The 24277-nt window shown below is 74.5% G+C and carries 24 protein-coding genes; 11 read left to right on the top strand and 13 right to left on the bottom strand.

Features of this window, described 5'->3' with window-relative positions; genetic code table 11:
- Positions 1 to 9: 9 nt before the first annotated feature.
- The gene (locus tag ACTMS2_RS06835; protein WP_441174611.1) at positions 10 to 1191 is read right to left on the bottom strand and encodes a type VII secretion protein EccE; all 1182 of its coding nucleotides are present in this window, start codon (positions 1189 to 1191) and stop codon (positions 10 to 12) included.
- 150 nt (positions 1192 to 1341) lie between these two features.
- Here ACTMS2_RS06835 and eccB point away from each other — a divergent pair, with 150 nt between their 5' ends.
- The 9 genes from eccB to ACTMS2_RS06880 all read left to right on the top strand — a co-directional run bounded on the left by eccB (position 1342) and on the right by ACTMS2_RS06880 (position 8873).
- Positions 1342 to 2898 carry a type VII secretion protein EccB gene (gene eccB, locus ACTMS2_RS06840; protein ID WP_441174612.1) on the top strand — a complete coding sequence of 519 codons (1557 nt, stop codon included), beginning with the start codon at positions 1342 to 1344 and terminating at the stop codon, positions 2896 to 2898.
- A gap of 139 nt (positions 2899 to 3037) precedes the next feature.
- Entirely contained in the window at positions 3038 to 3406 is a 369-nt protein-coding gene (locus ACTMS2_RS06845) for a hypothetical protein (RefSeq protein ID WP_357716313.1), read from the top strand.
- A complete protein-coding gene (locus ACTMS2_RS06850; protein WP_441174614.1) occupies positions 3399 to 4673 on the top strand; it encodes a WXG100 family type VII secretion target in 1275 nt (424 codons plus the stop codon). The genes ACTMS2_RS06845 and ACTMS2_RS06850 overlap by 8 nt, the downstream gene beginning before the upstream one ends.
- Positions 4674 to 4843: 170 nt before the next feature.
- A complete protein-coding gene (locus ACTMS2_RS06855; RefSeq protein WP_441174616.1) occupies positions 4844 to 5212 on the top strand; it encodes a hypothetical protein in 369 nt (122 codons plus the stop codon).
- Between the two features lie 252 nt (positions 5213 to 5464).
- A complete protein-coding gene (locus ACTMS2_RS06860; protein WP_441174618.1) occupies positions 5465 to 6283 on the top strand; it encodes a hypothetical protein in 819 nt (272 codons plus the stop codon).
- 44 nt (positions 6284 to 6327) lie between these two features.
- Positions 6328 to 6660 carry a DUF1232 domain-containing protein gene (locus ACTMS2_RS06865; RefSeq protein ID WP_441174619.1) on the top strand — a complete coding sequence of 111 codons (333 nt, stop codon included), beginning with the start codon at positions 6328 to 6330 and terminating at the stop codon, positions 6658 to 6660.
- Positions 6661 to 6689: 29 nt separating this feature from the next.
- Positions 6690 to 7097 (top strand): pyridoxamine 5'-phosphate oxidase family protein, encoded by a 408-nt coding sequence (locus tag ACTMS2_RS06870; RefSeq protein ID WP_441174620.1) that lies wholly within the window; start codon positions 6690 to 6692, stop codon positions 7095 to 7097.
- 321 nt (positions 7098 to 7418) lie between these two features.
- Positions 7419 to 8090 carry a C39 family peptidase gene (locus ACTMS2_RS06875; RefSeq protein ID WP_441174621.1) on the top strand — a complete coding sequence of 224 codons (672 nt, stop codon included), beginning with the start codon at positions 7419 to 7421 and terminating at the stop codon, positions 8088 to 8090.
- 180 nt (positions 8091 to 8270) lie between these two features.
- Positions 8271 to 8873, top strand: coding sequence for a hemerythrin domain-containing protein (locus ACTMS2_RS06880; RefSeq protein ID WP_441174622.1), 603 nt, complete (start codon positions 8271 to 8273; stop codon positions 8871 to 8873).
- Between the two features lie 107 nt (positions 8874 to 8980).
- On the opposite strand, the gene ACTMS2_RS06885 is transcribed toward ACTMS2_RS06880, so the two are convergent.
- The 3 genes from ACTMS2_RS06885 to ACTMS2_RS06895 form a co-directional block, all read right to left on the bottom strand.
- Complete coding sequence (locus tag ACTMS2_RS06885) at positions 8981 to 9217, bottom strand: ferredoxin (protein ID WP_441174624.1); 237 nt, start codon at positions 9215 to 9217, stop codon at positions 8981 to 8983.
- Between the two features lie 4 nt (positions 9218 to 9221).
- Entirely contained in the window at positions 9222 to 10307 is a 1086-nt protein-coding gene (locus tag ACTMS2_RS06890; RefSeq protein ID WP_441174625.1) for a cytochrome P450, read from the bottom strand.
- A gap of 316 nt (positions 10308 to 10623) precedes the next feature.
- Complete coding sequence (locus tag ACTMS2_RS06895; protein WP_425690490.1) at positions 10624 to 10806, bottom strand: antitoxin; 183 nt, start codon at positions 10804 to 10806, stop codon at positions 10624 to 10626.
- A gap of 202 nt (positions 10807 to 11008) precedes the next feature.
- On the opposite strand from ACTMS2_RS06895, the gene ACTMS2_RS06900 reads away from it, so the two are divergent.
- Entirely contained in the window at positions 11009 to 12127 is a 1119-nt protein-coding gene (locus ACTMS2_RS06900) for an AI-2E family transporter (protein ID WP_441174627.1), read from the top strand.
- Between the two features lie 13 nt (positions 12128 to 12140).
- Here the strand turns inward: ACTMS2_RS06900 and ACTMS2_RS06905 are convergent, their stop codons facing one another.
- Entirely contained in the window at positions 12141 to 12800 is a 660-nt protein-coding gene (locus tag ACTMS2_RS06905; RefSeq protein WP_441174629.1) for a dienelactone hydrolase family protein, read from the bottom strand.
- Positions 12801 to 12960: 160 nt separating this feature from the next.
- Here ACTMS2_RS06905 and ACTMS2_RS06910 point away from each other — a divergent pair, with 160 nt between their 5' ends.
- Positions 12961 to 13137 (top strand): hypothetical protein, encoded by a 177-nt coding sequence (locus ACTMS2_RS06910; RefSeq protein WP_172896590.1) that lies wholly within the window; start codon positions 12961 to 12963, stop codon positions 13135 to 13137.
- A 75-nt stretch (positions 13138 to 13212) separates the two neighbouring features.
- On the opposite strand, the gene ACTMS2_RS06915 is transcribed toward ACTMS2_RS06910, so the two are convergent.
- The 8 genes from ACTMS2_RS06915 to ACTMS2_RS06950 form a co-directional block, all read right to left on the bottom strand.
- On the bottom strand, positions 13213 to 15585 hold the full coding sequence (locus tag ACTMS2_RS06915; RefSeq protein WP_441174631.1) for a glycoside hydrolase family 65 protein: 2373 nt from the start codon (positions 15583 to 15585) through the stop codon (positions 13213 to 13215).
- Complete coding sequence (locus ACTMS2_RS06920) at positions 15582 to 16334, bottom strand: HAD-IA family hydrolase (protein WP_441174632.1); 753 nt, start codon at positions 16332 to 16334, stop codon at positions 15582 to 15584. Before ACTMS2_RS06920 ends, ACTMS2_RS06915 begins: the two co-directional genes overlap by 4 nt.
- Before the next feature lie 62 nt (positions 16335 to 16396).
- Positions 16397 to 16861 carry a DUF4442 domain-containing protein gene (locus ACTMS2_RS06925; protein ID WP_441174633.1) on the bottom strand — a complete coding sequence of 155 codons (465 nt, stop codon included), beginning with the start codon at positions 16859 to 16861 and terminating at the stop codon, positions 16397 to 16399.
- Between the two features lie 48 nt (positions 16862 to 16909).
- Positions 16910 to 18205 (bottom strand): ABC transporter ATP-binding protein, encoded by a 1296-nt coding sequence (locus ACTMS2_RS06930; protein ID WP_441174635.1) that lies wholly within the window; start codon positions 18203 to 18205, stop codon positions 16910 to 16912.
- A gap of 137 nt (positions 18206 to 18342) precedes the next feature.
- Complete coding sequence (locus ACTMS2_RS06935) at positions 18343 to 20532, bottom strand: bifunctional glycosyltransferase/CDP-glycerol:glycerophosphate glycerophosphotransferase (RefSeq protein ID WP_441174636.1); 2190 nt, start codon at positions 20530 to 20532, stop codon at positions 18343 to 18345.
- A gap of 16 nt (positions 20533 to 20548) precedes the next feature.
- On the bottom strand, positions 20549 to 22555 hold the full coding sequence (locus ACTMS2_RS06940) for a DUF5941 domain-containing protein (protein WP_441174638.1): 2007 nt from the start codon (positions 22553 to 22555) through the stop codon (positions 20549 to 20551).
- A complete protein-coding gene (locus ACTMS2_RS06945; protein ID WP_441174640.1) occupies positions 22552 to 23298 on the bottom strand; it encodes an ABC transporter ATP-binding protein in 747 nt (248 codons plus the stop codon). Before ACTMS2_RS06945 ends, ACTMS2_RS06940 begins: the two co-directional genes overlap by 4 nt.
- A gap of 2 nt (positions 23299 to 23300) precedes the next feature.
- A complete protein-coding gene (locus tag ACTMS2_RS06950; RefSeq protein WP_441174642.1) occupies positions 23301 to 24128 on the bottom strand; it encodes an ABC transporter permease in 828 nt (275 codons plus the stop codon).
- Positions 24129 to 24277 lie beyond the last annotated feature (149 nt).

Below are 24277 nucleotides of genomic sequence, written 5' to 3' on the forward strand. Positions count from 1 at the left end.
CCCGCGCGCTCAGCCGGTCGGGTGCAGGGTCGTCACGGTGGTGGCCGCCGGGGCGGTGGCGTAGACGCCGGGGCCGTGCTGGCCGTCCACGGGGCGGGCCGGGGCGCCCGACCGGCGCGCCACCTCCCGCACCGCCTTGACCAGCGCCTCCACGTGGTCGTCGAGCGCCGCCACCCGCAGCATCGGCGGGGCGACGCGCCCACCGGGCAGCACCACGACGGCCAGGGTGTGCGACGGGGCGGACGTCGCCGTCACCGCGTCCACCAGCGGGCCGAAGGGCGCGTCGGCCCGGGGCCGCAGCACCAGGCAGCGCTGGGTCCAGCCGCCGCCGCGCAGCCCGGTCCAGGTCTCCGCCGGGGGCGTCGGCGCCAGGTCCAGCCCGGCCGCCGAGACCACCGCCGCGCGCAGCTCGTCACGGCTGAGCGGCCGGTGGTCGAGCCCGGCCGCGGTCAGCGCCTTGCCCAGCCGGCCGATCCCGGCGGCCAGCGTGCGGTGCACGCCGGGCATGCCGCCGCCCCGGCTGACGGTCTCGACGCGGGCGTCGCGTACGGAGAGCCGCAGCGCCAGCCAGACCGTCCGGTGGGCCGCCGGGGGCGCGCCCGGCGCCGGATACCAGACCAGGGTGTGCGACACCACCTGGGCGCGGGTGACCGGGCCGGTGAAGTCGGCGAGTACGCGCAGCGCCCGGTCCAGCACCGCCGCCTCGACCGATCCGGCGGGCGCCCCGGCGCGGCCCTGCAACGCCACCGCCGCGAACCAGCCCTGCGCGTCCTGCCCGATGCCGAGCCGGGTGCCGCGGTCGGTGAGCTCCGTCACGGTCAGCTCGGGGGCAAGGGCGGCCAGCCTCGGGTCGGCCCCGCCGCCCGCCGCGACGGTGCTCCTGGCCGCCTCCCGACGCCGCCGCAGCCGGCGGCGCAGCAGCAGGTCCTCGTACCACCAGCGGCCACCGCGACGGGCGAAGACGGCGACCGCCACCGCCAGCGACAGCACTCCGACGGTGGCGGCGAGCCAGACGGGGCCGCCCAGCGCCGCCCAGACGGCCAGGGCGCAGAGCTCCAGCACGACGAGCTGCCCCACGGCGACGGGGCCGATCCGACCACGGTCGCGCCGGTCGGCCGCAACGACCGGCCGCCCGGCGACGCCGGACGGCTGCGGTGCCGGACGACCGGGTGGCGCCTGAACCTGCGTCATCGCTGACAGTCCTTTCTGGACGGCGGAGCGTCCGCCGGATCGGGTCGGGCGCTGGTCCCGGTGACCCGTCGACGGCCCCTTATCGTAGGGAAGCCCGCGACACCGACTCGGACCTGCTCGTCGCGGACCCACCCCCGCCGGAGGTAAGTCATGCGGACCCGCCGCGACCAGGTGCAGGCGTACCGCTTCGTCACCCGCCGGATCGTCTCGGCGCTGCTGTCGGGCGACCCCGAGACCAGCAACCTGCCGATGCGGCGGCTCGGCATGGCGGTCTTCGGCAGCGTGATCGCCGCGGCCGTGGTGCTCGGCGGCGTGGGCGCGTACGGGCAGTTCACCGGCAACAAGGCCCCGCTGGAGCCGAACACCCTGGTGATCGAGCGGGAGACCGGGGCGACGTACGTCTTCGTCGACGGCAAGCTGCATCCGACCCTCAACTACGCCTCGGCCCGGCTGATCATCAACGAGCCGGCCCCGCAGGTGCGCACGATGTCCCAGGCGTCGATCCGGGACCGGCCCCGGGGCCGTACGGTCGGCATCGTCGGCGCCCCCGACGCGCTGCCGGACCGCAAGTCCCTGACGGGCCTGCCCTGGTCGGTCTGCGACGTCCCGGACCCGGCCGATCCCCGCCGCTCCGGCACCCGGGTGGTGATCGACCGCCCGCTGCCCGGCGGCGCGCCGCTCGGCGACCGGGCCGTGCTGGTGGAGGCCGACGGCCAGCGGCACCTGCTCACCGGCGACACCCGGTTGCAGGTGACCGGCGGCGACTCCGCGCTGGCCGCGCTACGGATGGCCAACGCGCCCCGCCTGCCCGTGGGACAGCAGTTGCTCAACGCCGTGCCGGCCGGGCCCGTCCTGCGCAAGCCGGCGATCGCGGGCGAGGACGATGCCAGCACCCTGACCGAGCGCCCGGCCAAGGTCGGTCAGGTCTTCCGGGCGGCGGGCCAGCACTACGTGCTCACCCGGGAGGGCCTCTCCGCGATCGGCGAGATCAGCGCGCTGCTGCTGCTGCGCGACGGCGGCCAGGTCACCGACATCACCCCGGCGCAGGCCGGCAAGCTGCTGACCGACCAGCGGGCGGAGGAGGCCGGGATGCCGCAGGCCCTGCCCGCGCTGCACCCGGTCACCGCCGGCCGGACGGCGGTCTGCGCGACCTACCGGGCGGGCGCCGACGGTGGGCCGCCCACCACCACCCTGGAGGTCTTCGACCGCGTGCCGGCGGAACTGGCCGAGCCCGGCGGCGTTCCGGTGCGGCAGAGCGCGCGCGACGGCGTACGGACCGCCGAGGGTGTGCTGCTGCCCGGCGGCAAGGGCGTGCTCGTGCAGGCCACCCCCGGCGCCGGCGAGAGCGGTACGGCCGCCCCGGGCGCCACCGTTTATCTGATCAGCGCCCAGGGCGTCCGCTACCCGCTCGGCGTCGGCGCGATGTCGGCGCTGGGCTACGAGGGGGTCACCCCGTTGGCCGTACCCGCGTCGCTGCTGGCCCTCGTGCCCACGGGGCCCACCCTCTCGCGGGACGCCGCGCTCTCCCACTTCGCGCCCGGCCCCGCGCCGTCGGCCCCGGCGAAGCCGACGGGCGGCACGGCGAAGCCGACGGACAGCCCCGCGCCGGAGCGGTCCGGCGCGCCGGTGACGCCCTCCGGGAATCCGGAGTCGGAGGCGCCGGCCTCGCCGGACGCGTCGTCCGCCAGCCCGGGAGCGGACGGCTGAGGTCGGCCCCGGCCGCGACCGGGGGGCCGGGTTCCGCACGTGACGGATCGACACCGGTAGCGGGTCGCCCGCGTCGCGCCGGTCGACTAACCTGAGCCTCGCCAACGGTTATCGACGAATGACGTACGGGGATGCTGCCATGACCGGGCGCACGACAGTCGACCTGCTGTCCCTGGAAGACTTCCACCAGAAGTTGGCCAACCGGCTGACCGAGGCGGAGAAGGCGTTGCGGAAGCTGAGCACCGAGATGCAGTGCCGGCCCCCGGCGCTGGGCTCGTTCGCCGACGCCACCGAGAACTCCCGCCGCTACTCCGAGATCCACCAGTCCTACGTGGACCAGGTCGACCGGTTGCGTGCCGCGGTGAAGGCGGCGCAGAGCGCCACCGCGACGATCCTGGCCAACTACCGCACCGCCGAGGAGCGCAACGCGGCCAACTCCGCCGACATCGCCGCCGCGCTGAACGGGGTGGACGACGCGTTGAAGCGGAAGGAGGAACCGCGTGTCTGAATACACCCAGCGCTACCAGCACGTCAGCCACCAGCAGCTCTACGACGGCGTCATGGCCGGTCAGCCGGGCCAGATCGACGGCGTCGCCGCGCAGTGGACGGCGCTCAAGGGCATGCTCGACGGGCTGTCCCGCGAGCTCAGCGGCGACCTCGACAAGCTCGCCAACACCTGGACGGGTTCGGCCTCGCAGGAGTTCCAGCGGCGGTTGACGCTCGTCACCGACTACGCCGACAAGCTCGGCGAGGGCATGGCGGACGTGAGCCGGGGCCTGACCCTGATGGCCGGCGAGCTGCGCACCGCCCGCGCGCAGGCGGAGAGCCCGGCCGAGACCGACGACCACGACCAGGCGCTCTCCGGCGCGGCCAAGGGTGCCGTGTTCGGCGTGCCGGGCATCGTGGTCGGCGGGCTGCTGGGTCACCAGCAGGACAAGGCCGAGCAGGAGAAGGCGCACCAGCGGATGGTCAACGTGGTGGCCGAGTTGGCCGCCGGCTACGACCTCTCCGCCTACGGCCGGCTCGTCGCGCCGCCGCCGCCGCACCCGGACACCCCCGGCCTGACCAGCCGCGACTCCTCGACGACCCCGCGCAGCGGCCCGGGCGCCACCACGCCGACGGCCGCGCCGACCGCCTCCGGCCTCGCCGGGCAGCCGGGCGGCGTCACCGTCGCGGCCCCTGCCGGGCCGAGTTCGGGGCCGGGTGGCGGCGGCGCCGGGACGGCCACGCCGGGCACCGTCGGCGGCGGGCACCCGGGCGGCGGCTCCGGCAGCGCCGTCCCCGGCGCTCCGGGCGGCGTCGCGGTCGGCACCTCCCTCGCCGGTGCCACGCTGCTGACCGGCGCGACCGCCACCACGGGTCCCGCCGGGCTGGGCGGCACCTCGACGGCCTCGGCCGGCGGGCCCGGCATGCAGTTCGGCCCGCAGGGCGGCCCGGCCGGAGGGGTGCTCGGCACCGGTGCCCTCGCCGCGAGCGGCAACGCGCCGACCTCCGCGGTCCGCGCCGCCGGCGGCAGCCCGGTGGCCGACAACCGGTCCGCCACCGGAATGGGCCGGCGCTTCGACAGCGCGCGGGACGGTTCACGGCAGGGCGACCGGGCGGCCAACGCGGCGGGACGCGCACGCGGCACCGCGGGGCGCCCCGGCGTCCTGGGCGGCAGCCAGGGAGCGCACGACGACGACACCGACGGCCGGCTGACCTGGTTGACGGAGGACGACATGGTCTGGGGCGACGGCGCAGCCGCCGCTCCGCCCGTGCTCGGCACCGACGGCTGACCCACCACCGCACGACGACGGCCCACCCGGCGGGCGTACCACCGGGTGGGCCGTCGCACGTCCGGGGCTGTCCCGGCCGGACGATCCATTTCGGACATCGTGGCGGCGGTCACCCGCTCCCGGGCCGTCGCCGTGATGCACGCGCCGGGCGCGGGCGATAGGTTGGACACGTGCCGTCCGCAGCGTCCGTCGACCCGTTCTGGTCGGTCACGCTGCGCTCCCTGCGCGAGCTGACCCGACTGGCGGTCGCCGCGCTCGTGCTCGCCGTGGGCCTCGGTGCCGCCGCCGCACCGGCCCCGGCACCGTTCGCCACCGGCCCGGCCGCTGTTACCGCCGCCGTTCCGGCCGCCGACTCCCGGCTCGCGCTGCCGCGCCGGGAGCCTTTGGCGGAGCAGGTCAGCGGTGCCGCCGCCGCACCGGCGCCGCGGAGCGTCGCCGGCTCGTCCGACACCTCCGCCGCCCCGGTGGCCCGCCCGGACGGCCCCGCCCGCGACCCCGGCCGGGGCGACCCCGCCCGGCGCGGTCCGCCCGCCGCCTGACCGTCGGCCACCGGCTGAACAGCCAGGGGCGCCGCCCGCGACGGACCGTCGCCGCGCGACAACGGGTCCCTCCGACCCGCTCCCCTGCTCCGGTCGCCACGTCACCGGCCCGGTCGCCCGCCGCCCCGTCACGGTCCGCCGCCGGATCGGCCACCGCCGCGGTACGCCCCGCACGCGCGCCCGATACCCACCCGCCCGTACGCCGGGCACAGACCCTGTCGATTCCCCTCGATCGACCGCGAGGTGCTGACCATGCAAAACGTGTTCTCCTCCGTCCTGCTCGACGTGCCCCGGGCCGCCGTGATCTGGCTGAGCCTGCTCGGCGTCGTCGCCGTCACCGTGGCCGGCCTGCTGCTGCGTCCCGGCCGGCTCACGTTCGACGCCGGTTCCCGGATCCGGCGCGCCGCGATGCCGAGCGAGTTGGAACGGGCCGAGGAGGAGCGCGAGCGCTCCCGGTACGCCGGGGAGGTCTCGGTCGCCGCGGAACGGGCCGCCACCACCGCCGCCCGGTTGCGGGCCGAGTGGCTGGCCGCGCAGGAGGAGGTCGAGGCGGCCTGGCAGGCGTACGAGGCCGCCGAGGCGGACGTCCGTCGGCTGGCGGTCGCCGAGGCGATGCCCCTGCCGCGTACCGTCCGGACGCCCGCCGAGTACGCGGAGCGCGAGCGCTTCCTGCACCGGGCCGCCCTCGACGCGTACTGGCGCAAGGAACTGTCGGTGGAGCAGCTCAGCGACGTCTTCGCGCACCGCGACGGCTGGGACCCGCGGCTGCACCCGGTCGAGCAGGAACTCGTCCTGCGCCGGGCGGTACGGGACAACCTGCTCGCCCGGCAGCGGGCGGCCCGGGAGCGGGAGCAGGCCGCGTGGCGGGCCGCCGAGACCGCCGCCGAGGCGGCGCGCAGCCTGCGGGACGAGGCGTTCGCGGCGGTCAGCCCCCACACCGAGGAGTCGCCGTCGCTGCTGCCACTGATCGAGGGCGCCGGTACGGCGGAGCAGACCCGGGAGTTCCCGGTGCTGACCGGCCGCGACGTGCCGTCGGTCGCCCGGGGCCGGGCGGCGGTCCCCGCGTACTGACCGGCGACGGGGCGCAACCGGTCCCGCTGGGCTAGCGTGACGGTGTGTCCAGGGAAGCGTGGGTCGTCGTCGGCGTCGTGGCGGTCGTCACGTTGGTCGGCGCGGTGGTGCTGGCCGTCCGCGTGATCCGCACCCGCCGGCTGCTCGGCACGCTCGGGGTGAGCGGCAAGGTCGCCTTCTACGGCGCGCTGCTCTACACCGTCCTGCCGATCGACCTGCTTCCCGACCCCATCTACCTGGACGACATGGCGGTGCTGACCGGCGCGCTGCTCTACCTCGGCCGGCTGGTCCGGCAGCGGCGCGCCGCGGACCGACCGCTGACCGGCGCACCCGACGTGCCGGCCGACCCCGCCCGGGGCCGACGCCACGTGCCATGATCGCTGCCGCACCGAGACAGGGGACCGACATGCCCGGCGACCATCGGTTGGCGCCCCACGACGAGCGGGTCGTGGCGTTCTGCCGGGAACGGCACCTGGCCACGTTGACCACCCTGCGCCCGGACGGCACCCCGCACGTCGTACCGGTGGGGGTCACCTTCGACGCGGCGGCCGGCCTGGCCCGGGTGATCACCGGCGGCGCGTCCCGCAAGGCGCGGCACGTGGCCGCCGCCGGCCCCGGGGGTGCCCCGGTGGCCGTCTGCCACGTCGACGGTCGACGTTGGCTGACCATCGAGGGCCGGGCCGTCGTGCGTGCCGACCGGCCGGCCGTGGCCGAGGCCGAGCGCCGGTACGCCGAGCGTTACCGGACCCCCCGCCCGAATCCCGACCGGGTGGTCATCGAAATCACGGTGACCAACCTGCTGGGCAGCCTGTGACCACCTGACCGGTCTGTCCGGTATCGCCGCCCCATTCCCGTCGGATCCGCGCGATCCGGGGACGCCGCCCGCCCGGCGCCGGGGGTGTGACGTGCGGCATCCGTACGCCGGAATCCTGCTGCCCGCCGGCCGGTTGAACCCGACGTGCGGCCGTACGCCCGGCCGCGCGGGCCAGGAATGTCCTCCTCAGCAGGACCGTTGCGTCCCGAGTACGCCCGTGGGCCGACCGCTGCGGGTCGTCGAATCCCCACAGAGCCGAGCGCCTTTCCCGGTGCTGCACGCCTCCCCCCGGAGGCGTCGACCCCCGATTGGAGCCCGACCATGAATTCGATCGTGCAGAGGAGCGGCCTCTCCGTCGCCGGTCTGCTGGTGGCCGGCGGCTGCCTCGCGGGCCCGGCGGCCACCGCCCAGGCCGCACCGGCGGCGACCGCGCCGGTCGGTTCGGTGCGCACCGACGGCCACACCGACAGGAACGGCCGCGCCGACCGGCGTGCCGAGCGCTCGGTGGGCATCGAGTACCAGGCCCAGCCCAACTTCTACTACTGCGGCCCGGCCGCGACCCGGATCGCCCTGTCGGCGCTGGGCAAGGCGCTCTCCCAGGACGAGGTCGCCAAGCGGCTCGGCACCACCGAGGCCGGCACCGACTCCGCCCTGGACACCACCCGCGTGCTCAACGAGCTGACCGGCCGGGGATACCGGACCACCGAGATCCGGGACTCGGTGGCCAGGCCGGAGCAGGTCGACCGGCTGCGCTCCGACGTGGTCGCGGCCCTCGACGGGGGCCGGCCGGTGGTGGCCAACATCAAGGGCACCGCCGTCGACACGGTCGGCAACCCGCACTCGTACGAGGGTGGGCACTACCTGACCCTGGTGGGCTACCGCGACGGCGGGGACCTGATCCGCATCGCCGACCCGGCCGCCCCCGAGGGCGAGTACTGGATGACGCTGGAGAAGGTCGCCAACTGGATCGCCGAGCGCGGCTACTCGTCCTGACCCGTACCTCCACGAGGGCCGGTCCCCACGCGGGGGCCGGCCCTCGTCGGCCGCTCGCGACCGGGGCGGCCGGGCGGCCGTCCTCGGTGAGGGACGTCGATCGCTCGCCGTGGGTTCGGTCGACGGTTCGCGGGTACCAGGGCTCACAGCCGACCGTTCCGCAACCGGTAAGGGGCAGACATGACCAACCAACAGGCAACCAGCGGTCAGGACGTGGTGGACGTCCTCACCGCCGACCACCGTGAGGTCGAAGCACTCTTCGTGCAGTTGGAGAGCCGGCAGGGCACCCCCGAGCACCGCCGGCAGCTGGCCGACGTGATGATCGCCGAGCTGGTCCGCCACGCCGTCGCCGAGGAGATGCACGTCTATCCGACCGCTCGCAAGGCACTGCCGGACGGCGACCAGATCGCCGAGCACGAGATCTCCGAGCACGCCGACGCCGAGCGGACCATGAAGGAGCTGGAGTCGGTCGACCCGTCCGACCCGCGCTTCGACGAACTGCTGGCGCAGCTGACCAGCACGATCCGGCACCACGTCAAGGACGAGGAGTCGGACCTCTTCCCCCGCCTGCGCGCCGCCGTGGCCGGCGAGGAGATGGTCGAACTGGCCGAGAAGGTGGAGGCGACCAAGAAGACCGCCCCGACCCGGCCGCACCCGGCCGCGCCCGACCGGCCGCCGGCGAACCGGCTGCTCAACCCGGGTGCCGGCCTGGTGGACCGGATGCGCGACGCGTTGAGCGGCCGCGCCACGTCGGTGGCGGAGCTGGGCGAGAAGCAGCGCTGACGGACCCGCGCCACGGTGGCCACGCCCGGCCCGGGGCGTGGCCACCGGCGTACGCACCGGCGGCGTCGGCCGGGTCCGCCCCGCGAGGTCACGCGGAGCCGGTCGGGTCAGGGCTCCGGCGCGATCCGGCGCAGACCGTCCGCTTCGGAGACGATGACCGCCTCCATCGGGCAGGAGTCCGCGGCGTCGACCAGCGCGTCGTCCGGCGCCACCCGCTCGGTCAGCGGACGGGCCAGCCCGTCCACCAGCACGAAGTGCTTCGGCGCGGTGCCCGCGCAGATCCCCGACCCGATGCACCGGGTCGAGTCCACATGCACCCGCCACTGCTCGTTCGGCGCACTCACCGGTTCACCACCTCACCGGCATGGCGACGAGGCCCCGCACCAGCAGGCCGCTCTTCCAGGTCAGTTCGGATTCCGGCACGGCCAGCCTCAGGTCGGGCGTGCGGTCGATCAGGGTCTCCAGGACGACCTGGAGCTCCATCCGGGCCAGCTGGGCGCCGACGCAGTGGTGCACCCCGTGGCCGAAGCCGAGATGAGGGTTCACCTCCCGGGTCAGGTCGAGCCGGTCCGCCTCGGCGAAGACCGTCTCGTCCCGGTTGGCCGACGAGATCGACACCACCACGGGCTCGCCGGCGCGCACCAGCACGCCGCCCAGCTCGACGTCCTCCAGGGCGTAGCGGGCGAAGGCCGAGGACGCGCCGAGCGGCACGAACCGCATCAGCTCCTCGACGGCACCCGGCACCAGCTCCGGCCGGGCCCGCAGCCGGGCCCACTCGTCGGGGTGGTTGAGCAGCGCGTACACGAAGTTGGGGATCTGGGTGACGGTCGTCTCGTGCCCGGCGGCGAGCAGCCCGGCGGCCAGGCGTACGACCTCTTCCTCGGCGAGCCGGTCGTCGGCGTCCCGGGCCCGGACCATCGCGCCGAGCAGGTCGTCGGTGGGCTGCTCGCGCCGCAGGGCGATCAGCTCGCCCATGTACGCGAAGAGGCTGTCGATGTACTCCTGGGCCCGCTCCGGGCTCAGCGAGGTGGTCGACACGATCGCCTCCGACCAGGTGTGGAAGCGGTCCTGGTCGGCCACCGGGACGCCGAGCAGGTCGCAGATGACCCGGATCGGCAGCGGGGTGGCCAGGTGCGCCACGAGATCGGCCGGCGGACCGGCGGTGAGCATGCCGTCGACCAGTTCGTGGGCCACCTGCCGGGTACGCGGCCGCAGCTCCTCCACCCGCCGGGCGGTGAACGCCTTCGCCACCAGTCGGCGCAGCCGGGTGTGCTCCGGCGGATCCATCGACAGGATCCCGCCCTCCTGCTGCCCCGGCGAGTTGCGGGGCTCGTCCCGGCCCACCGAGGCGGCCCGGCTGAACCGGGCGTCGCCGAGCACGGTGCGGACGTCGGCGTGACGGGTGGCGAGCCAGGCCGGCTCGCCGTACGGCATGCGGATGCGGGTGAGCGGTTCGTCACCGGCGCAGCCGGGCGTAGCGCGGGTCGAGGTCGAGCCGGTCGGGATCGCTGAACGGATAGCGGTGGGGGACGGTCGTCTCGGGGGCCTCGGTCACCGGATGACTTCCTCTCGTCACGGCGCCCCAAGGGGTGGGCACCGGTCCGGTCGGGGACGACTCCACGTTGAGTCATGTTCCGACTGCGGATAGTAGCGAGAGTGGTCGATCCTTGGCTAGCGGTACGCGTCGATCCGTCAGGAAGCGACAGTCCCGGGCCAGCCGTGCGGGGCGACCCGGGACGCCACGAAGGGTTCAGCGGACCTCGTCGCCCTCGCCGGTGCGCGCCTGGGCCTGGTCGACGCCCTTGTCGATCTGCTCGTCGTACTTGCCGCCCGTGCGCTTGTCGGCCATGTCGCCGCCCTTCTCCAGGCCCTGGTCGACCTGCTTGTCGTGCTTGTCGGCGAAGTCCTTGGCCTTGTCCATGAAGTCGCTCATCGGGGTCCTCCTCGAATGCGGGTCCGATCTCTGCCTTCCCTGGGCCCAGGGGCGCAAACGCGACGGAGAAGCGGCCGGAGGGCGATCGGGAAACGGCCGGTCGTCCCCGACGCCCCGGCCGCCCATCTAGCGTGAAAGGGGACGCGGGTGTCGGAAGGACGCCGGCCGGGTACCGACTCGCCGGAGATCGAGGAGGGCCGACGTGGTCGCAGACGATGCCGGGCGTACGCCCGAGGGGACGACGGACCGGGGCGCGGGCCCCCGACAGACCTGGGCCGCGCTTCCCTGGCTGGTCCGCTCGGCCGTGGTGTGGAGCGCCTGCCTGGTGGTGGTCGTCGCCGGGCTGTACCTGCTCGGAAAGATCGCGGTGCTGCTCGCGCCGCTGGCCATCGCGCTGGCCGCCACCATCTTCCTCACCGCCCTGCTCGACCCGGTGCAGCTCGCCCTGCGCCGGCTCCGGCTGCCCGCCGCCCTCGCCGCCCTGCTCACCGTGCTGCTGCTGCTCAGCCTGCTGTTCGGCGTCGGCGCGCTGGTGTGGAGCCTCACCGCGGGCCAGTTCAGCGAGTTGAGCCAGGAGTTGGGGCAGGGCCTGCAACGCACCCGGGACTTCGTGACCTCGACGCTGCCGGTCACCGACCAGCAGATCGACCGGCTGCTCGGCCAGGCCCGCGAGGGCCTGGGGCAGGACTCGGTCGATCCGGTCTCCAGCGCCAGGACGGCCGCGGAGGTGCTCGGCTCGGCGCTGCTCGCGCTCGTCCTGCTGTTCTTCCTGCTCAAGGACGGCCGCTCCATGTGGCACTGGACGCTGTCCCGGGCGACCGGGCCGAACCGGACGGTGACCGCCGAGGCGGGCCGGGTGGGTTGGCGGACGCTCGGCGCGTACAGCCGGGGCACGATGATGATCGCCGCGATCGACGCCATCGGCATCGGTCTGGCGCTGGTGGTGCTCCGGGTACCGCTGGCCTTTCCGCTCGCGCTCATCACCTTCTTCGGCGGCTTCATCCCGATCATCGGGGCGACCGTGGCCGGCGCGGTGGCGGTGCTGGTCGCCCTCGCGGCGAAGGGGCCGGTGACCGCGCTGCTCGTCCTGGCCGCCGTGATCGCCGTGCAGCAGATCGAGGGCAACCTGCTCGAACCGCTGATCATGAAGCGCCAGGTACGCCTGCACCCGGCGGTGATCCTGGTGGCGGTGACCGCCGGCACCCTGATCGCCGGCATCGCCGGGGCCTTCGTCTCGGTGCCGATCACCGCCGTCGTCTGGCGGATCGTCGACACCGTCCAGCAGCACCGCCGACACCCGGTACCCCCGACCTCCGCCTGACCCGGGACGGCGCTCAGCGGGAGGCGGGCAGGTGGGTGGTGAACCAGTCGGCGGCGCAGTGGGCGACCTGCTCCAGGGCGCCGGGCTCCTCGAAGAGGTGGGTGGCCCCCGGGATCACCGTCAGCTCGGCCGTCTCCGGCAGCGCGTCCTGCGCCTGCTCGTTGAGCGTGATCACCTGCTCGTCGAGGCCGCCGACCAGCAGCAGCGTGGGCGCGCGTACCTGGCCGAGGGCCGGGCCGGCCAGGTCGGGGCGGCCGCCCCGGGAGACCACCGCGCCGACGAGGTCCGGTCGGGCGGCCGCCGCAACCAGGGCGGCGGCCGCCCCGGTGCTGGCCCCGAAGAGGCCGATCGGCACCGCGCCGAGGGGTCGCTCGGCCGCCAGCCAGTCCACGATCGCGGCGAGCCGGTCCGCGAGCAGGGTGATGTCGAAGCGCAGCTCGGCGGTCCGGGCGTCCACCTGGTCCTCGGCCGGGGTCAGCAGGTCGACCAGCACGGTGCCGAGGGCGGCGCGGTTGAGCACGTGCGCCACGGCGGTGTTGCGCGGGCTGTGCCGGGAGCTGCCGCTGCCGTGCGCGAAGAGCACCGCGCCGGCCGGCTCCGCCGGGATCAGCAGATCGGCCGGGAGTTCGGCGTTCCCCGCCGGGATCGTCACCGCACTGCTGCGCACGTCCATCTCGCCTCCGTACGTCCTCGGTCTCCGGTCGCATACCCGTCCCCCGGGCCGGCAAGCCGCCCGGCGCGGCCCGCGTTTGTCGCCCGGGGGCCCGGGTAGGCGGCGGATGACCGCAGGCCGTACCGGCGCAACCGCGCCCCGACGGATCGCGAGGATCGCCATGGCGCAGCAGCGGGAGACCCGGCAGCAGGACACGGACCGGGACCGGCGGGAACAGGACACCGAACGCGGCCGGGACTGGGCGGACGACGCGGCCCAGGCGCGCACGGCCGACGACCCGCGGGCGACGGCGCCCCGAGACGCCGCCGGCCGCCCGTCACAGGGCAGGCCCGTCTGACCCCCGCCGCCGTCGGAGGGCACGCAGACCGGCGCCGCCGGCCCGCCGTGACGTACGCGGGCCGGCGGCGGCCGGTCACGGCTCGTTCTCGGGCAGGCGGAGCAGGGGCGCACGCCCCGGGGCCTGCTCCGGGACCGGGCCGGACACCTCCGCCGCGGGAATCGGCATCGTCACCGGCTCCCCGCAGGTGACCCGCACCGGCTCGCCGTGGTGCCGCAGCTCCAGCACGTCCCCCGGGTCGCCGCGCCGCAGCGCGTACGTGGTCTCGTGCGGCCGGACGTCGACCCGCAGCCGCATCCCGCGCCACTGGAGTGAGAACTCCAGCCGCTCCAGCCGGCTGGACAGCCGGGGCGCGAAGGAGAGGTTGCCGTCGTGGTCGCGCAGCCCGCCGAACCCGGCCACCAGGGCGATCCAGGCGCCGGCGAGCGAGGCCATGTGCACGCCGTCGCGGGTGTTCTCGTTGAGGTCGTGCAGGTCCATCAGCGCGGCCTCGCGCAGGTAGATGTGCGCCAGCTCCGGATGGCCCACCTCGGCCGCCAGCACCGCCTGGGTGCACGCCGACAGCGAGGAGTCGCGCACCGTACGCCGCTCGTAGTAGAGGAAGTTGCGCAGCTTCTGCTCGGGCGTGAACGCGTCGCCCCGCCAGTGCATGGCCAGGACCAGGTCCGCCTGCTTGACGACCTGCTTGCGGTACAGGTCGAAGTACGGGTAGTGCAGCAGCAGCGGGTACTTCTCCGGCGGGGTGTGCCCGAAGTCCCACTCCTGGAGCCGGGTGAAGCCCTCCACCTGCTCGTGGACGTCGATCTCCTCGTCGTACGGGATGTGCATGGCGGCCGCCGCGTCCCGCCAGGCCGCCGCCTCCTCGTCGGTGACGCCGAGGTGGAACGCCTCGTCCCGGTAGCGCGTCACGGCGTCGGCGGCGGCGATCAGGTTCCGCTGCGCCATCAGGTTGGTGTAGATGTTGTCGTTCTTGACGGCCGTGTACTCGTCGGGGCCGGTGACCCCGTCGATGTGGAACTGGCCGTGCCGGTCGTGGTGGCCCAGGGAGCGCCACAACCGGGCGGTCTCCACCAGCAGTTCGAGCCCGATCTCGCGTTCCAGCTCGGTGTCCTGGGTGACCTGCACGTAGCGGCGCAGCGCGTCGGCGATGCCGGCCGCGATGTGGAAGGCGGCGGTGCCCGCCGGCCAGTACCCCGACGACTCCGGCCCCTCGATGGTGCGCCAGGGGAACGCCGCCCCCTCCAGGTTGAGCGTCCGGGCCCGCTCGTGGGCGGCGGCCAGGGTGGCGTGCCGCCAGTGCAGCGCGTCCCGCACGGCGGCCGGGTGGGTGTACGTGAGCACCGGCAGGACGAACATCTCCGTGTCCCAGAACGCGTGCCCGTCGTACCCCGGGCCGGTCAGGCCCTTCGCGGCGATGGGCCGCCGCTCCGCCCGGGAGCCCGCCTGGAGGACGTGGAACATGCCGAAGCGGACGGCCTGCTGGATCTCCGGGTCGCCCTCCACCACCACGTCGGCGGCGTCCCAGAACTCCTCGAGGTATTCGCGCTGCTCGCGGCGCAGCCCGTCCCAGCCGTCGAGCCGCGCCCCGGTCAGGGCGGCCTCGACCTGGTCGCGCATCGCCGGCAGCGACCGCCGGCTCGACCAGCCGTACGCGAGGTACTTGACCACGCGCAGCGTCTCGCCGGGCTGGAGCACGCACCCGATGGTGGTACGCACCCAGTCCTCGTACCCCTCGGACTGGATGGTCTTGCGCGCCGGGGCGTACACCTCGTGTTCCATCGCGGCGGCCACCCGCAGCCCGGAGACCTTGGTCCGGTGGATCAGCAGCCCACCGTCGGCGGTGGTGAGCTCCTCCTCGGCCTGCAACGGCGACTCCAGCACGGCCGCGACCCGCGGGTCCTTGCTCTGCGGGGGCAGCGTCTCGTTCGCCACGAGTTCCGACTGGAGGATCAGCCGCAGCGGGCCGTCCACCGCCTCCACCTCGTAGTTGATCGCGGCGACGGCGCGCTGGGTGAACGAGACCAGCCGGGTGCTGCGGACCTTGACCTCGCGGCCGGCCGGGGAGCGCCAGTGCAGTTCCCGGTGCAGGGTGCCGGCGCGCAGGTCGAGGACCCGTTCGTGGGCGAGGAGTTCGCCGTAGCGGACGTCGAGCGGCTCGTCGTCGACCAGCAGCCGGATCAGCTTGCCGTTGGTCACGTTGACGATCGTCTGGCCGGACTCGGGGAACCCGAAGCCGGCCTCCGCGTACGGCAGCGGGCGCAGCTCGTAGAAGGAGTTGAGGTAGGTGCCGGGCAGGCCGTGCGGCTCCCCCTCGTCCAGGTTGCCGCGCAGCCCGACGTGCCCGTTGGAGAGGGCGAAGACCGACTCCGACTGGGCCAGGACGTCCATGTCCAGCCGCGTCTCCCGGACGTGCCACGGCTCGACCGGATAGGCGCGTTCCCGGATCACGCGGGCCGCCCGATGTCGAGCAGGTCGGCCAGGTCGGTGACCACCACGTCGGCGCCGTGGGCCAGCAGTTCGGCGGCCTGGCCGACCCGGTCGACGCCCACCACGTACCCGAATCCGCCGGCCCGCCCGGCGGCCACCCCGGCGAGGGCGTCCTCGAAGACGGCGGCGTCACGCGGGTCGACCCCGAGCAGCCGCGCGCCGGCCAGGAAGGTGTCCGGGGCCGGTTTGCCGCGTAGCCCCTCGGCGCGGGCGACGAGCCCGTCGACCCGGGCCTCCAGCAGCGGTTCCAGCCCGGCGGCGGCCACCACCTCCCGGCCGTTGGCGCTGGCCGTGACGACCGCCCGGCGCAGGCCGGCGGCGACCGCCGCCTCCAGGTAGGTCACGGAGCCGGGGTAGACGTCCACGCCGTGCGTACGCAGCCGCTCCAGCAGCAGCACGTTCTTGCTGTTGCCGACGCCGTTGACGGTGTCGGCGTCCGGCGGGTCGTCGGGCGAACCCTCCGGCAGCACGATGCCCCGGGAGGCGAGGAAGGTGCGCACCCCGTCGGCGCGCGGCCGGCCGTCGACGTAGCGGTTGTAGTCCGGCCCCGGATCGAAGGGGCGGAACTCCTCGCCGGTGACGGCGGCGCGGCGGCGCAGGAAGCCGTCGAACGTCTCGGTCCAGGCGGCGTTGTGCACCCGGGCGGTCTGCGTCAGCACACCGTCCAGATCGAAGAGACAGGCGGTCACGTGAGCAGGCAGGCCCAACACGGTACGAATCTATCCAGACCTCCGGGCCCGCAAACCGCTTTCGCTCCCCTTTGCCGCCCGGCTCAGGTGGGGCGCAGCGTCCAGACCACGGTCATCTCGCCGGTCGGCTTGCCCTCCTCGGTGGCGATCTCGACGCGTACCGGAAATTCCGGCCGCCGCCCGGCCTCCAGCTCCGCAACCACCTCGGCCACCGCGCGCCCCAGCCGGGCGGTCGCGCGGACCGGACCCTTGGCGAGCTTGCGGTACGCGATGTCGGCGCGCACCGCCAGGGGCGTGGCCCGGTCGAGCAGGTGCCCGAACGCGACGAGCACCACCGCGCCGGAGGCCGTCTCACCCAGGGTGAACATGGCCCCGGCGTGCGGCCCGCCGACGTGGTTGTGGGTGGCCGGCGAATCGGGGAGCCGGACAACGGCCCGAACCCCACCGTCGGCCTCGGGGGCCACCTCGACGAATTCGAAACCGAGCGTACGGGCGAAGGGCACCGCGTCGAGCAAGCCGGCGGCCACCTGGCGCGAGTCGATGGTCATGAACCGACGTTACTAGTCGGTAACTTTTCCCGGCAAGGACCGCCCCCGTCAGCGCCAGCCCACGTCGATCCGGTCGCCGCGCTCGTCGAAGAAGTGCAGCGCGTCCATGCGTACGGAGACGGCCAGCGGGTGGCCGGCGGAGACCCCCGGGTACGGCGCGAGCCGGACCGCCAGCTCGGCCGGGCGCCGGTGGTGCCGGCCCGGATCGTTGAGCACGCTGGTGCGGGTCACACCGGTCGGCGCGGCCGCCTCCTCCGCCGCGCGCCCGGCCAGCCGCTGCAAGGCCTGCCCGAAGCGGCGCCGGCCGCGCTGGGTGGCGGGCGCGTCGGCCCTGGCGCCCATCTCGTCCACCACGATGGCGGTGGCCCCGACGTCGAGGAAGGCGAGCGACTCGTGCCCGTGGTGCTCCAGGTAGCGGATCCGGCCGTGCAGCACGGCGCCCTGGGCGTCCGGCGCCACCGGGGTGAGCGCCTCGGCCCGCATCCCGACGACGATCCGTTCCCCGTGGTAGTGCGCGACGGCCCGGCTGCGGATGTCGTCCCACGGCAGGTGCAGCGCCTGCTCGCCGAGGGTGAGGGTGACGTAACGGTCGAGATGGACGTAGACCGAGGCCTCCAGCAGGTTCATCCGCGGGCTGCCCAGGAACGCGGCCACGTAGAGGGTGGCCGGGCGCCCGTACACCTGGGTGGGGGTGCCGACGTCCTGCAGGACGCCCTTGCGCATGATGGCGACCCGGTCGGCCATGGTCAGCGCCTCGGCCTGGTCGTGGGTGACGTAGATGGTGGTGACGCCCAGCTCCCGGGTCAGGCCCGAGATCTCCGCCCGCAGCTCGGCGCGCAGCCCGCTGTCGAGGTTGGACAGCGGCTCGTCCATCAGGAACAGGCCCGGGCGGCGCACGATCGCCCGGCCCATCGCGACCCGCTGGCGCTGCCCGCCGGAGAGCTGGCTGGGCTTGCGGCCGAGCACGTCGCCGATGCCGAGCGCGCTGGCCACGTCGGTGACCCGCTCGTCGCGCGGCTCGGGCTCCAACCCGGCCAGCTTGAGCGGGAAGGCGATGTTGTCGCCGACGGTCATGTGCGGGTAGAGCGCGAAGTCCTGGAAGACCATCGCGATCTTCCGGTCGCGCGGCGGCAGGTCGTTGGCCAGCTCGCCGTCGAGCATGACCGCGCCCGACGTCGGGTCCTCCAGCCCGGCCACCATCCTCAGCACGGTGGACTTGCCGCAGCCCGACGGACCGAGCAGCACCATGAACTCGCCGTCCTCGACGTCGAGATTGACCTTGTCGACAGCCAGCGTGCCGTCCCTGAACACCTTCGTGACGTCCTTGAGCGCGACGGTTGTCACCGTTCCCTCCCCCCAGCTCGTCGGGCGAACCCCGATTGACTGTGACGAGGATCATCCGTTTCGCCCATCGGGTAAACGTGCCATGTTCGGCTTGTGACGGCCCCGTGACGCCCACCCGCCGGGACGACGCCCCGCGCTCACCGCTCGCCGAGGAAGACCCGGCGGACGACCCGCTCGGCGGCGTGGCCGTCGTCGAGCGCGCAGAACCGGGCCCGGAACCGCTGCCGGGCCTTGCGCGCCGCCTCCGCGTCGACCCCGCCGGCGCGGAACAGGTCGAGCAGGTCGTCGAAGCTGGCGACCACCGCGCCCGGTGGCTCCGCGGTCACGTCGAAGTAGACGCCCCGGGCCAGCCGGTACGCCTCCCAGTCGGGGGCGTAGACCACGATCGGCCGGTCCAGCACGGCGTAGTCGAACATCGCCGAGGAGTAGTCCGTGATCAGCACGTCCGCCACGAGGTAGAGGTCCTCCACGTGCGGATGGCCGCTGACGTCGCGTACCCGGTCGCGCTCCGCCGGGCGGCGGGTGGGGCGGTCCCGGTCGTGGAAGTAGTGGCTGCGCATCAGCAGCCGGCCGGCCGGGCCGAGCACGTCGAGCAGCCGCTCGGGGTCGAACGGCGGCCGGTAGCCGGGCAGGTGCTCCCGGTGCGTCGGGGCGTACAGGACGACCTGCTCGCCGGGCCCGAGGCCGAACCCGGCCCGCAGCCGCAGCACCTCCTCGGCGGTCGCGGTGACCAGCCGGTCGTTGCGCGGATAGCCGACCTCCAGCGTGGTGTACGCGGCCGGGTACGCGCGCTCCCACATCTGGCTGGAGAAGCTGTTCGCGCTGATGCTGTAGTCCCAGCGGTCCACCCGGCGCAGCAGCCCGGCGAAGTCCATCCCGACCGCGCCGACGGGGTACCGCTGCTGGTCGAGCCCCATCACCTTCACCGGCGTGCCGTGGTGGGTCTGCACGTGCACGGTGCCCGGCCGCTTGCGGACGAAGTCCGGGAAGTTGACGTTGTTGACGAGCCAGCGCGCCCGCGCCAGCGCCCGGTAGTACGCGCGCGTCCCGGCGACCACGTACGCGACGCCCTCCGGCACGGTGTGTACGCGGTCGCGCCGGACGATCCACACCCCGCGCACCTGCGGCGCCAGCCGGCGGGCCGCCTCGAAGATCGCGGCCGGGTTGTCCGCGTACCCCCGGTACCAGTAGGCCGCGTAGACGGCCAGCGTCGGGTCGACCGGCCGACGCAGCTCGGCCCGGTAGTACTCGCGCAGCAGGGTGTCCCGGGCCACCCGGGCCGCGCGCCGGGCCGGAGGCGCCACCCGCCGCTTCGTGCCCCGCGCGGTACGCCGGGCGGCGTCGCGCGCCCGGTAGGCGGCGCGCAGCGCGCTGAACGTACGCCAGCGGCCGGCGGCCACCAGCCGGTGCTTGAGCCCCTCGGCACCGGCCGGCGTCGGGTAGCCGCCCGGCGGCAGCCAGCGCGCGTGGTCGGCGGTGATCTGGGCGAAGAAGGCCGGGCGCAGCGCGGGGGCGATCCGCTCCCCGTTGCCGAGCACGGTCAGGTAGTGCCAGATCATCCGCTCGAACAGCGCGGGGCGCAGGTCGTCGACGTCCGCTCCGCCGGCGTCCAACAGCCGGAACACCCGGTGCCACTGGTCGAAGACCTCGAAGTGCCGCTCGCCCCTGGTCCGGGTGATCGCCCCGGTGCGGCGCTGCCGGTAGTTCACGCAGACCCGGTCCAGCACGCCGATCCGCTCGGCGGCCAGCAGCACCGGGTAGCTGAACGAGACGTCCTCGTACCAGCCGGGGGCGAAGCGCAGGCCCTGCTCCAGCAGGAACCGCCGGCGGACCAGCCGGTTCCAGGCGGTGTGCAGCAGCCGCAGCGTCTCGGGCCGGTCCCGCAGCCGGAAGGTCTGCTCGCCGGGCGGCTCCGGGAAGACCTCCGCCATCGCGCTGCGGCTGGTGGCGTTGTTCCAGTGGGTCCGGACGTGGTCGACCAGGAGCACGTCCGGGCGGGTCGCGCGCAGGCGCCCGGCCACCTCGGTCAGGCAGTCCGGCGCGAGCCAGTCGTCGCCGTCGACGAACCAGACGTACTCGCCGGTGGCCCGGTCCAGCCCGACGTTGCGGGCCGGACCGAGCCCGACGTTCTCCGTCAGCCGGACGGCGTGCACCCGCGGGTCGCGGGCCGCGTACTCGGCGAGGAGTTCGCCGCTGTCGTCCGGTGAGCAGTCGTCGACGCCGATCACCTCGATGTCGGCGACCGGCTGGTCGAGGATGGAGTCCAGGCACTCGCGCAGGTAGCCCTGCACCCGGTAGGCCGGCACGACGAAGCTGATCAGTGTCATCGGCCGGCCCCCTCCGTCAGCCCGGCGAGCGACCTCCCGCGCCGACCAGGCCCACCGACGCCCGCGCGGCGCGGGCGGGCAGGACCACCCAGGCGAGGGCGACACTCCCCACAAAAACCACGAGAAGGTACGTACCGAGTGTAGCCATCCCGATACCCGCAAAACCGACGATCGCCGCCAGGGCCAGCAGCACCGAACGGCCCTCCCAGCCCAGCGTGACGCCATGCAGCGGCGGGGCCGACTGCCGCTTCTCCAGCCGCGCGGTCAGGTCGTAGTGGTGCAGGGTCAGCACGAAGACGTACCCGAAGATCAACCACGGTGGCACGCCGCCGACCACCCCGACCGCGATGGCGAACAGGTACTCGCCCGCCCGCAGCGCGGCCGGCACCAGCCAGTCCAGCGGCCCGTTGTGCGCCGCGCCGGCGCCGAGACCGGCGGCCAGCAGCACCACCAGCGCGGCCGGCACCGCCCACCGCAGGCCCTCCGCCCCCGCGCCGTCGCGAGCCAGCAGCGCCGCCACCAGCAGCGCCGCCGGGCCCAGCGCCGCGCCGACCGCCAGCGTCAGCGGGCCCACCGGGCGGAGCACCGGCAGGACCCGGGCCAGCGGCCCGTCGTCGCGGTGCAGGGTGGCGTCGACCGTGTCCAGCACCGGCACCCACATCCAGCGGGCCCGCAGCGTGCGCAGCGCCCCGGTGTACGCGAACGCCAGCACCCCCCAGGCCAGCACCGCGTACAGGCTGACCAGCGGGCCGAACAGCGCCACGGTGATCGCGATCAGCGCCCACCGCTCCCCGATCGGGAAGACCACCGTCCGCTTCAGCCAGTACGACACCGAGCCCGTGTCGGCCTGCACCCGGTTGGAGGCGGCGTTCAGCTTGTCGCCGATGCCACCGCCGGAGGTGCCGACCGCCTTCGGCCGGCGGGCCGCCTCGTCGTGCAGCACGCCGTACCAGGTGTCGGTCATGTGCCGGACGGTCTGGAGGGTGATCGCGGCGATCGCCAGCGCCCAGCCGTACCGGAAACCGGCCTGGGTGGCCCCGTAGCCGAGGCCGGCGTAGACCACGTACTCCTTGGCCCGGTCGGCCATGGTGTCCAGCCAGCCGCCCCAGGCGCTGAAGTGCCGCGTGTAGCGGGCGAGCTGGCCGTCCACGCAGTCGAGCACGAAGCCGAGGTAGAGCAGCACCGCACCGGCGACGAGCGCCAGCCGGCCGCCCGTGCCGAAGAGCACGGCGGCGGCCACCGCGAAGGCCACCGAGATCATCGTGACGGCGGTGGGGCCGAGCCCGAGCTTCGCCGACGCCTTCGTCACATACGGCGACCAGGTGCTGACGAAGAACGTGGTGAAGAAGTCGTCGCGCTCCTTCACCGAGAGCTTCAGCTCGGCCCGGTCCTCGTCGACGGCGGCCACGGCCGCCTCCGCGGCGGCCAGCCCCGACGGGTCGGCCACCCGGTGCGCGACGAGCAGGCGTACGCGTTGGGCGAAGGTCAGCGTGCCGAGCCCGGTAAGACCCGCGAAGAGCCGGTCCACGGCGGGCCCGGCCGGCGCGGCGGCCGACGGTGCGCCGGCGGGGACCACCCCGGCGGCGACCGCGCGCGCGGCGGCGGCGAGCGACGGCAGGTCGTCGACGCCGACCCGCAGCGCGCCGCCGAAGACGCCGGTGGCCTCGCCGTCCAACGCCTCCGGCGGCCCGGCGCCGACCACCTGGCCGCGCTCCTCGCGCACGGCCGTGCCGCCCTCGCCGGGCGGGTCGGTGAGCACCAGCGCCACCGTCGGCCCGACGGGGCTGGTGGCCAGGTGCCGCAGGACGGCGGTGTGCGCGACCAGGTCGGCGCCGGTCACGAGCACCGGTCCGGTGGCCGCGTCGGCCAGGGCGGCCAACTCGTCCAGGTCGGCGACGTGGCGCACCTCGTCCGCCCCGGCGCGCCGGAGCTGGTCGGCCAGCCGGTCGGCGAGGGGCTCGCCCGAGCGGGTCGGCAGGCTCGCGGCCGGGGCGTCGGCGGCGAGCACGATCGCGAGCGTCACCGCGGAACCGCGGCGTGGTACGCGTGCAGCGCCTCGGCGATCGTGCCGTCGACGCTCAGCCGGCCCCCGTCGAGGTACAACCCCCGACGGCAGAACCGGGTCAGGTCCTTTTCGTTGTGTGACACCAGCACCAGAGTGCGCCCCTCCCCGAGCAGACGGTCGATCGTCGCATAACACTTCTTGCGGAACTCCTCGTCCCCGACCGCGGTCACCTCGTCCATGAGCAGGATCGGGTGCGGCAGGTGCGAGATGATGGCGAAGCCGAGGCGGACCTTCATGCCGGACGAGTAGTGCCGCACCGACGTGTCGACGGCCCGCTCCACCTGCTCACCGGCGAACGAGACGATGTCGTCGAAGTGCCGGCGCAGGTAGCCCGACGGCAGCCCGTGCAGGCCGCCGACCAGGTAGAGGTTCTCCCGCCCGGTCAGGTCACTGGAGAACCCGGCGGAGAGCTCCAGCAGCGGCGCGACGTCCCCGCGTACCCGGATCCGGCCCTCGTCGGGGATGAGTACGCCGGCGATCAGCCGCAGCAGCGTGCTCTTGCCCGTGCCGTTGCGCCCGACCACCCCGACGGTCTCCCCGGCGCCCACCGAGAACGACACGTCCCGCAGCGGCCAGAACCGGCCGTCGTCGGCACCGTGCCGCCCCCGGTGGATGAACAGCTCCCGCAGCCGCAACTGCCGCCGCCGGTTGCGGACGAACCGGATGCCGAGCCGGTCCGCCTCGATGATCGCCTCGGCCATCCCTACAGTTCCTTGAGCAGGGCGGGTTCGAGCCGACGGAACGACCACCAGCCGGCGACCAGCACCAGCAGGCTGACGCCGACGGCGGTCGCGAGCAGCCGGGCGTCCGGGAACTCGTCGGGGTACCAGACCGCGTGGTGCAGCTGGAAGATGCCGACCAGCGGGTTCAACTCGTACGCGGCCTTCAGCCAGCCGGGCAGGTCGGCGTCGCGTACGAGGCTCAGCGGATAGATGATCGGGGTGGCGTAGAAGAGCACCCGGACGACCAGCCGCATGAAGCGCTCGACGTCGCGCATCAGCACGTTGACCGCCGAGAGCAGCAGGGCCAGCCCGACCAGCAGGACGCCCTGCACCGCCACCGCCAGCGGCAGGGCCAGCAGCGACCAGCCCGGCTCGACCCGCCCGGACGCGGCGTACCCGACGGCGACGGCGACGAGGATCGGCAGGCCGGCGGCGTACTCGGCGAAACGGCCGGCGACCCGGCCGATGGGGAAGACCTGCCGGGGCAGGTTCATCGTCGTGATCAGCCGGGCCTGACCGGTCAGCGCGTTGGTGGCCTCGCTCAGCGCCGAGCTGGTCCACATCCAGGCGAAGATCCCGGTGAGCAGGAACAGCGGGTACGAGTCGGCCGCGTCGCCGAGGTGGCGGTTGGTGTCCCGCGAGTAGAGGACGCCGAAGACGAACCAGTAGATCGCTCCCAGGCCGAGGGGCTCGATCAGCGACCAGAGGTACCCGAGCACGGACTGCTGGTACTTCACGGCGAGGTCGCGCCTGACGAGGATGCGCAGCGAGGTGCGGTGCGACCACAACGCCGCGACGCCAGAGGTCACCGCCGCCTCCCGCCTCACCGGACGGACGACAGGCTAGCAGTCGATGAACGAACGCCCCCTCAGCACTCGATCACGTTGACGGCCAGTCCGCCGCGCGCCGTCTCCTTGTACTTGACCTTCATGTCCGCGCCGGTCTCGCGCATGGTCTT

This window comes from Micromonospora sp. SD12 (genome assembly GCF_052068495.1).
In the GTDB taxonomy this organism is placed as follows: Bacteria; Actinomycetota; Actinomycetes; order Mycobacteriales; family Micromonosporaceae; genus Micromonospora; species Micromonospora echinofusca.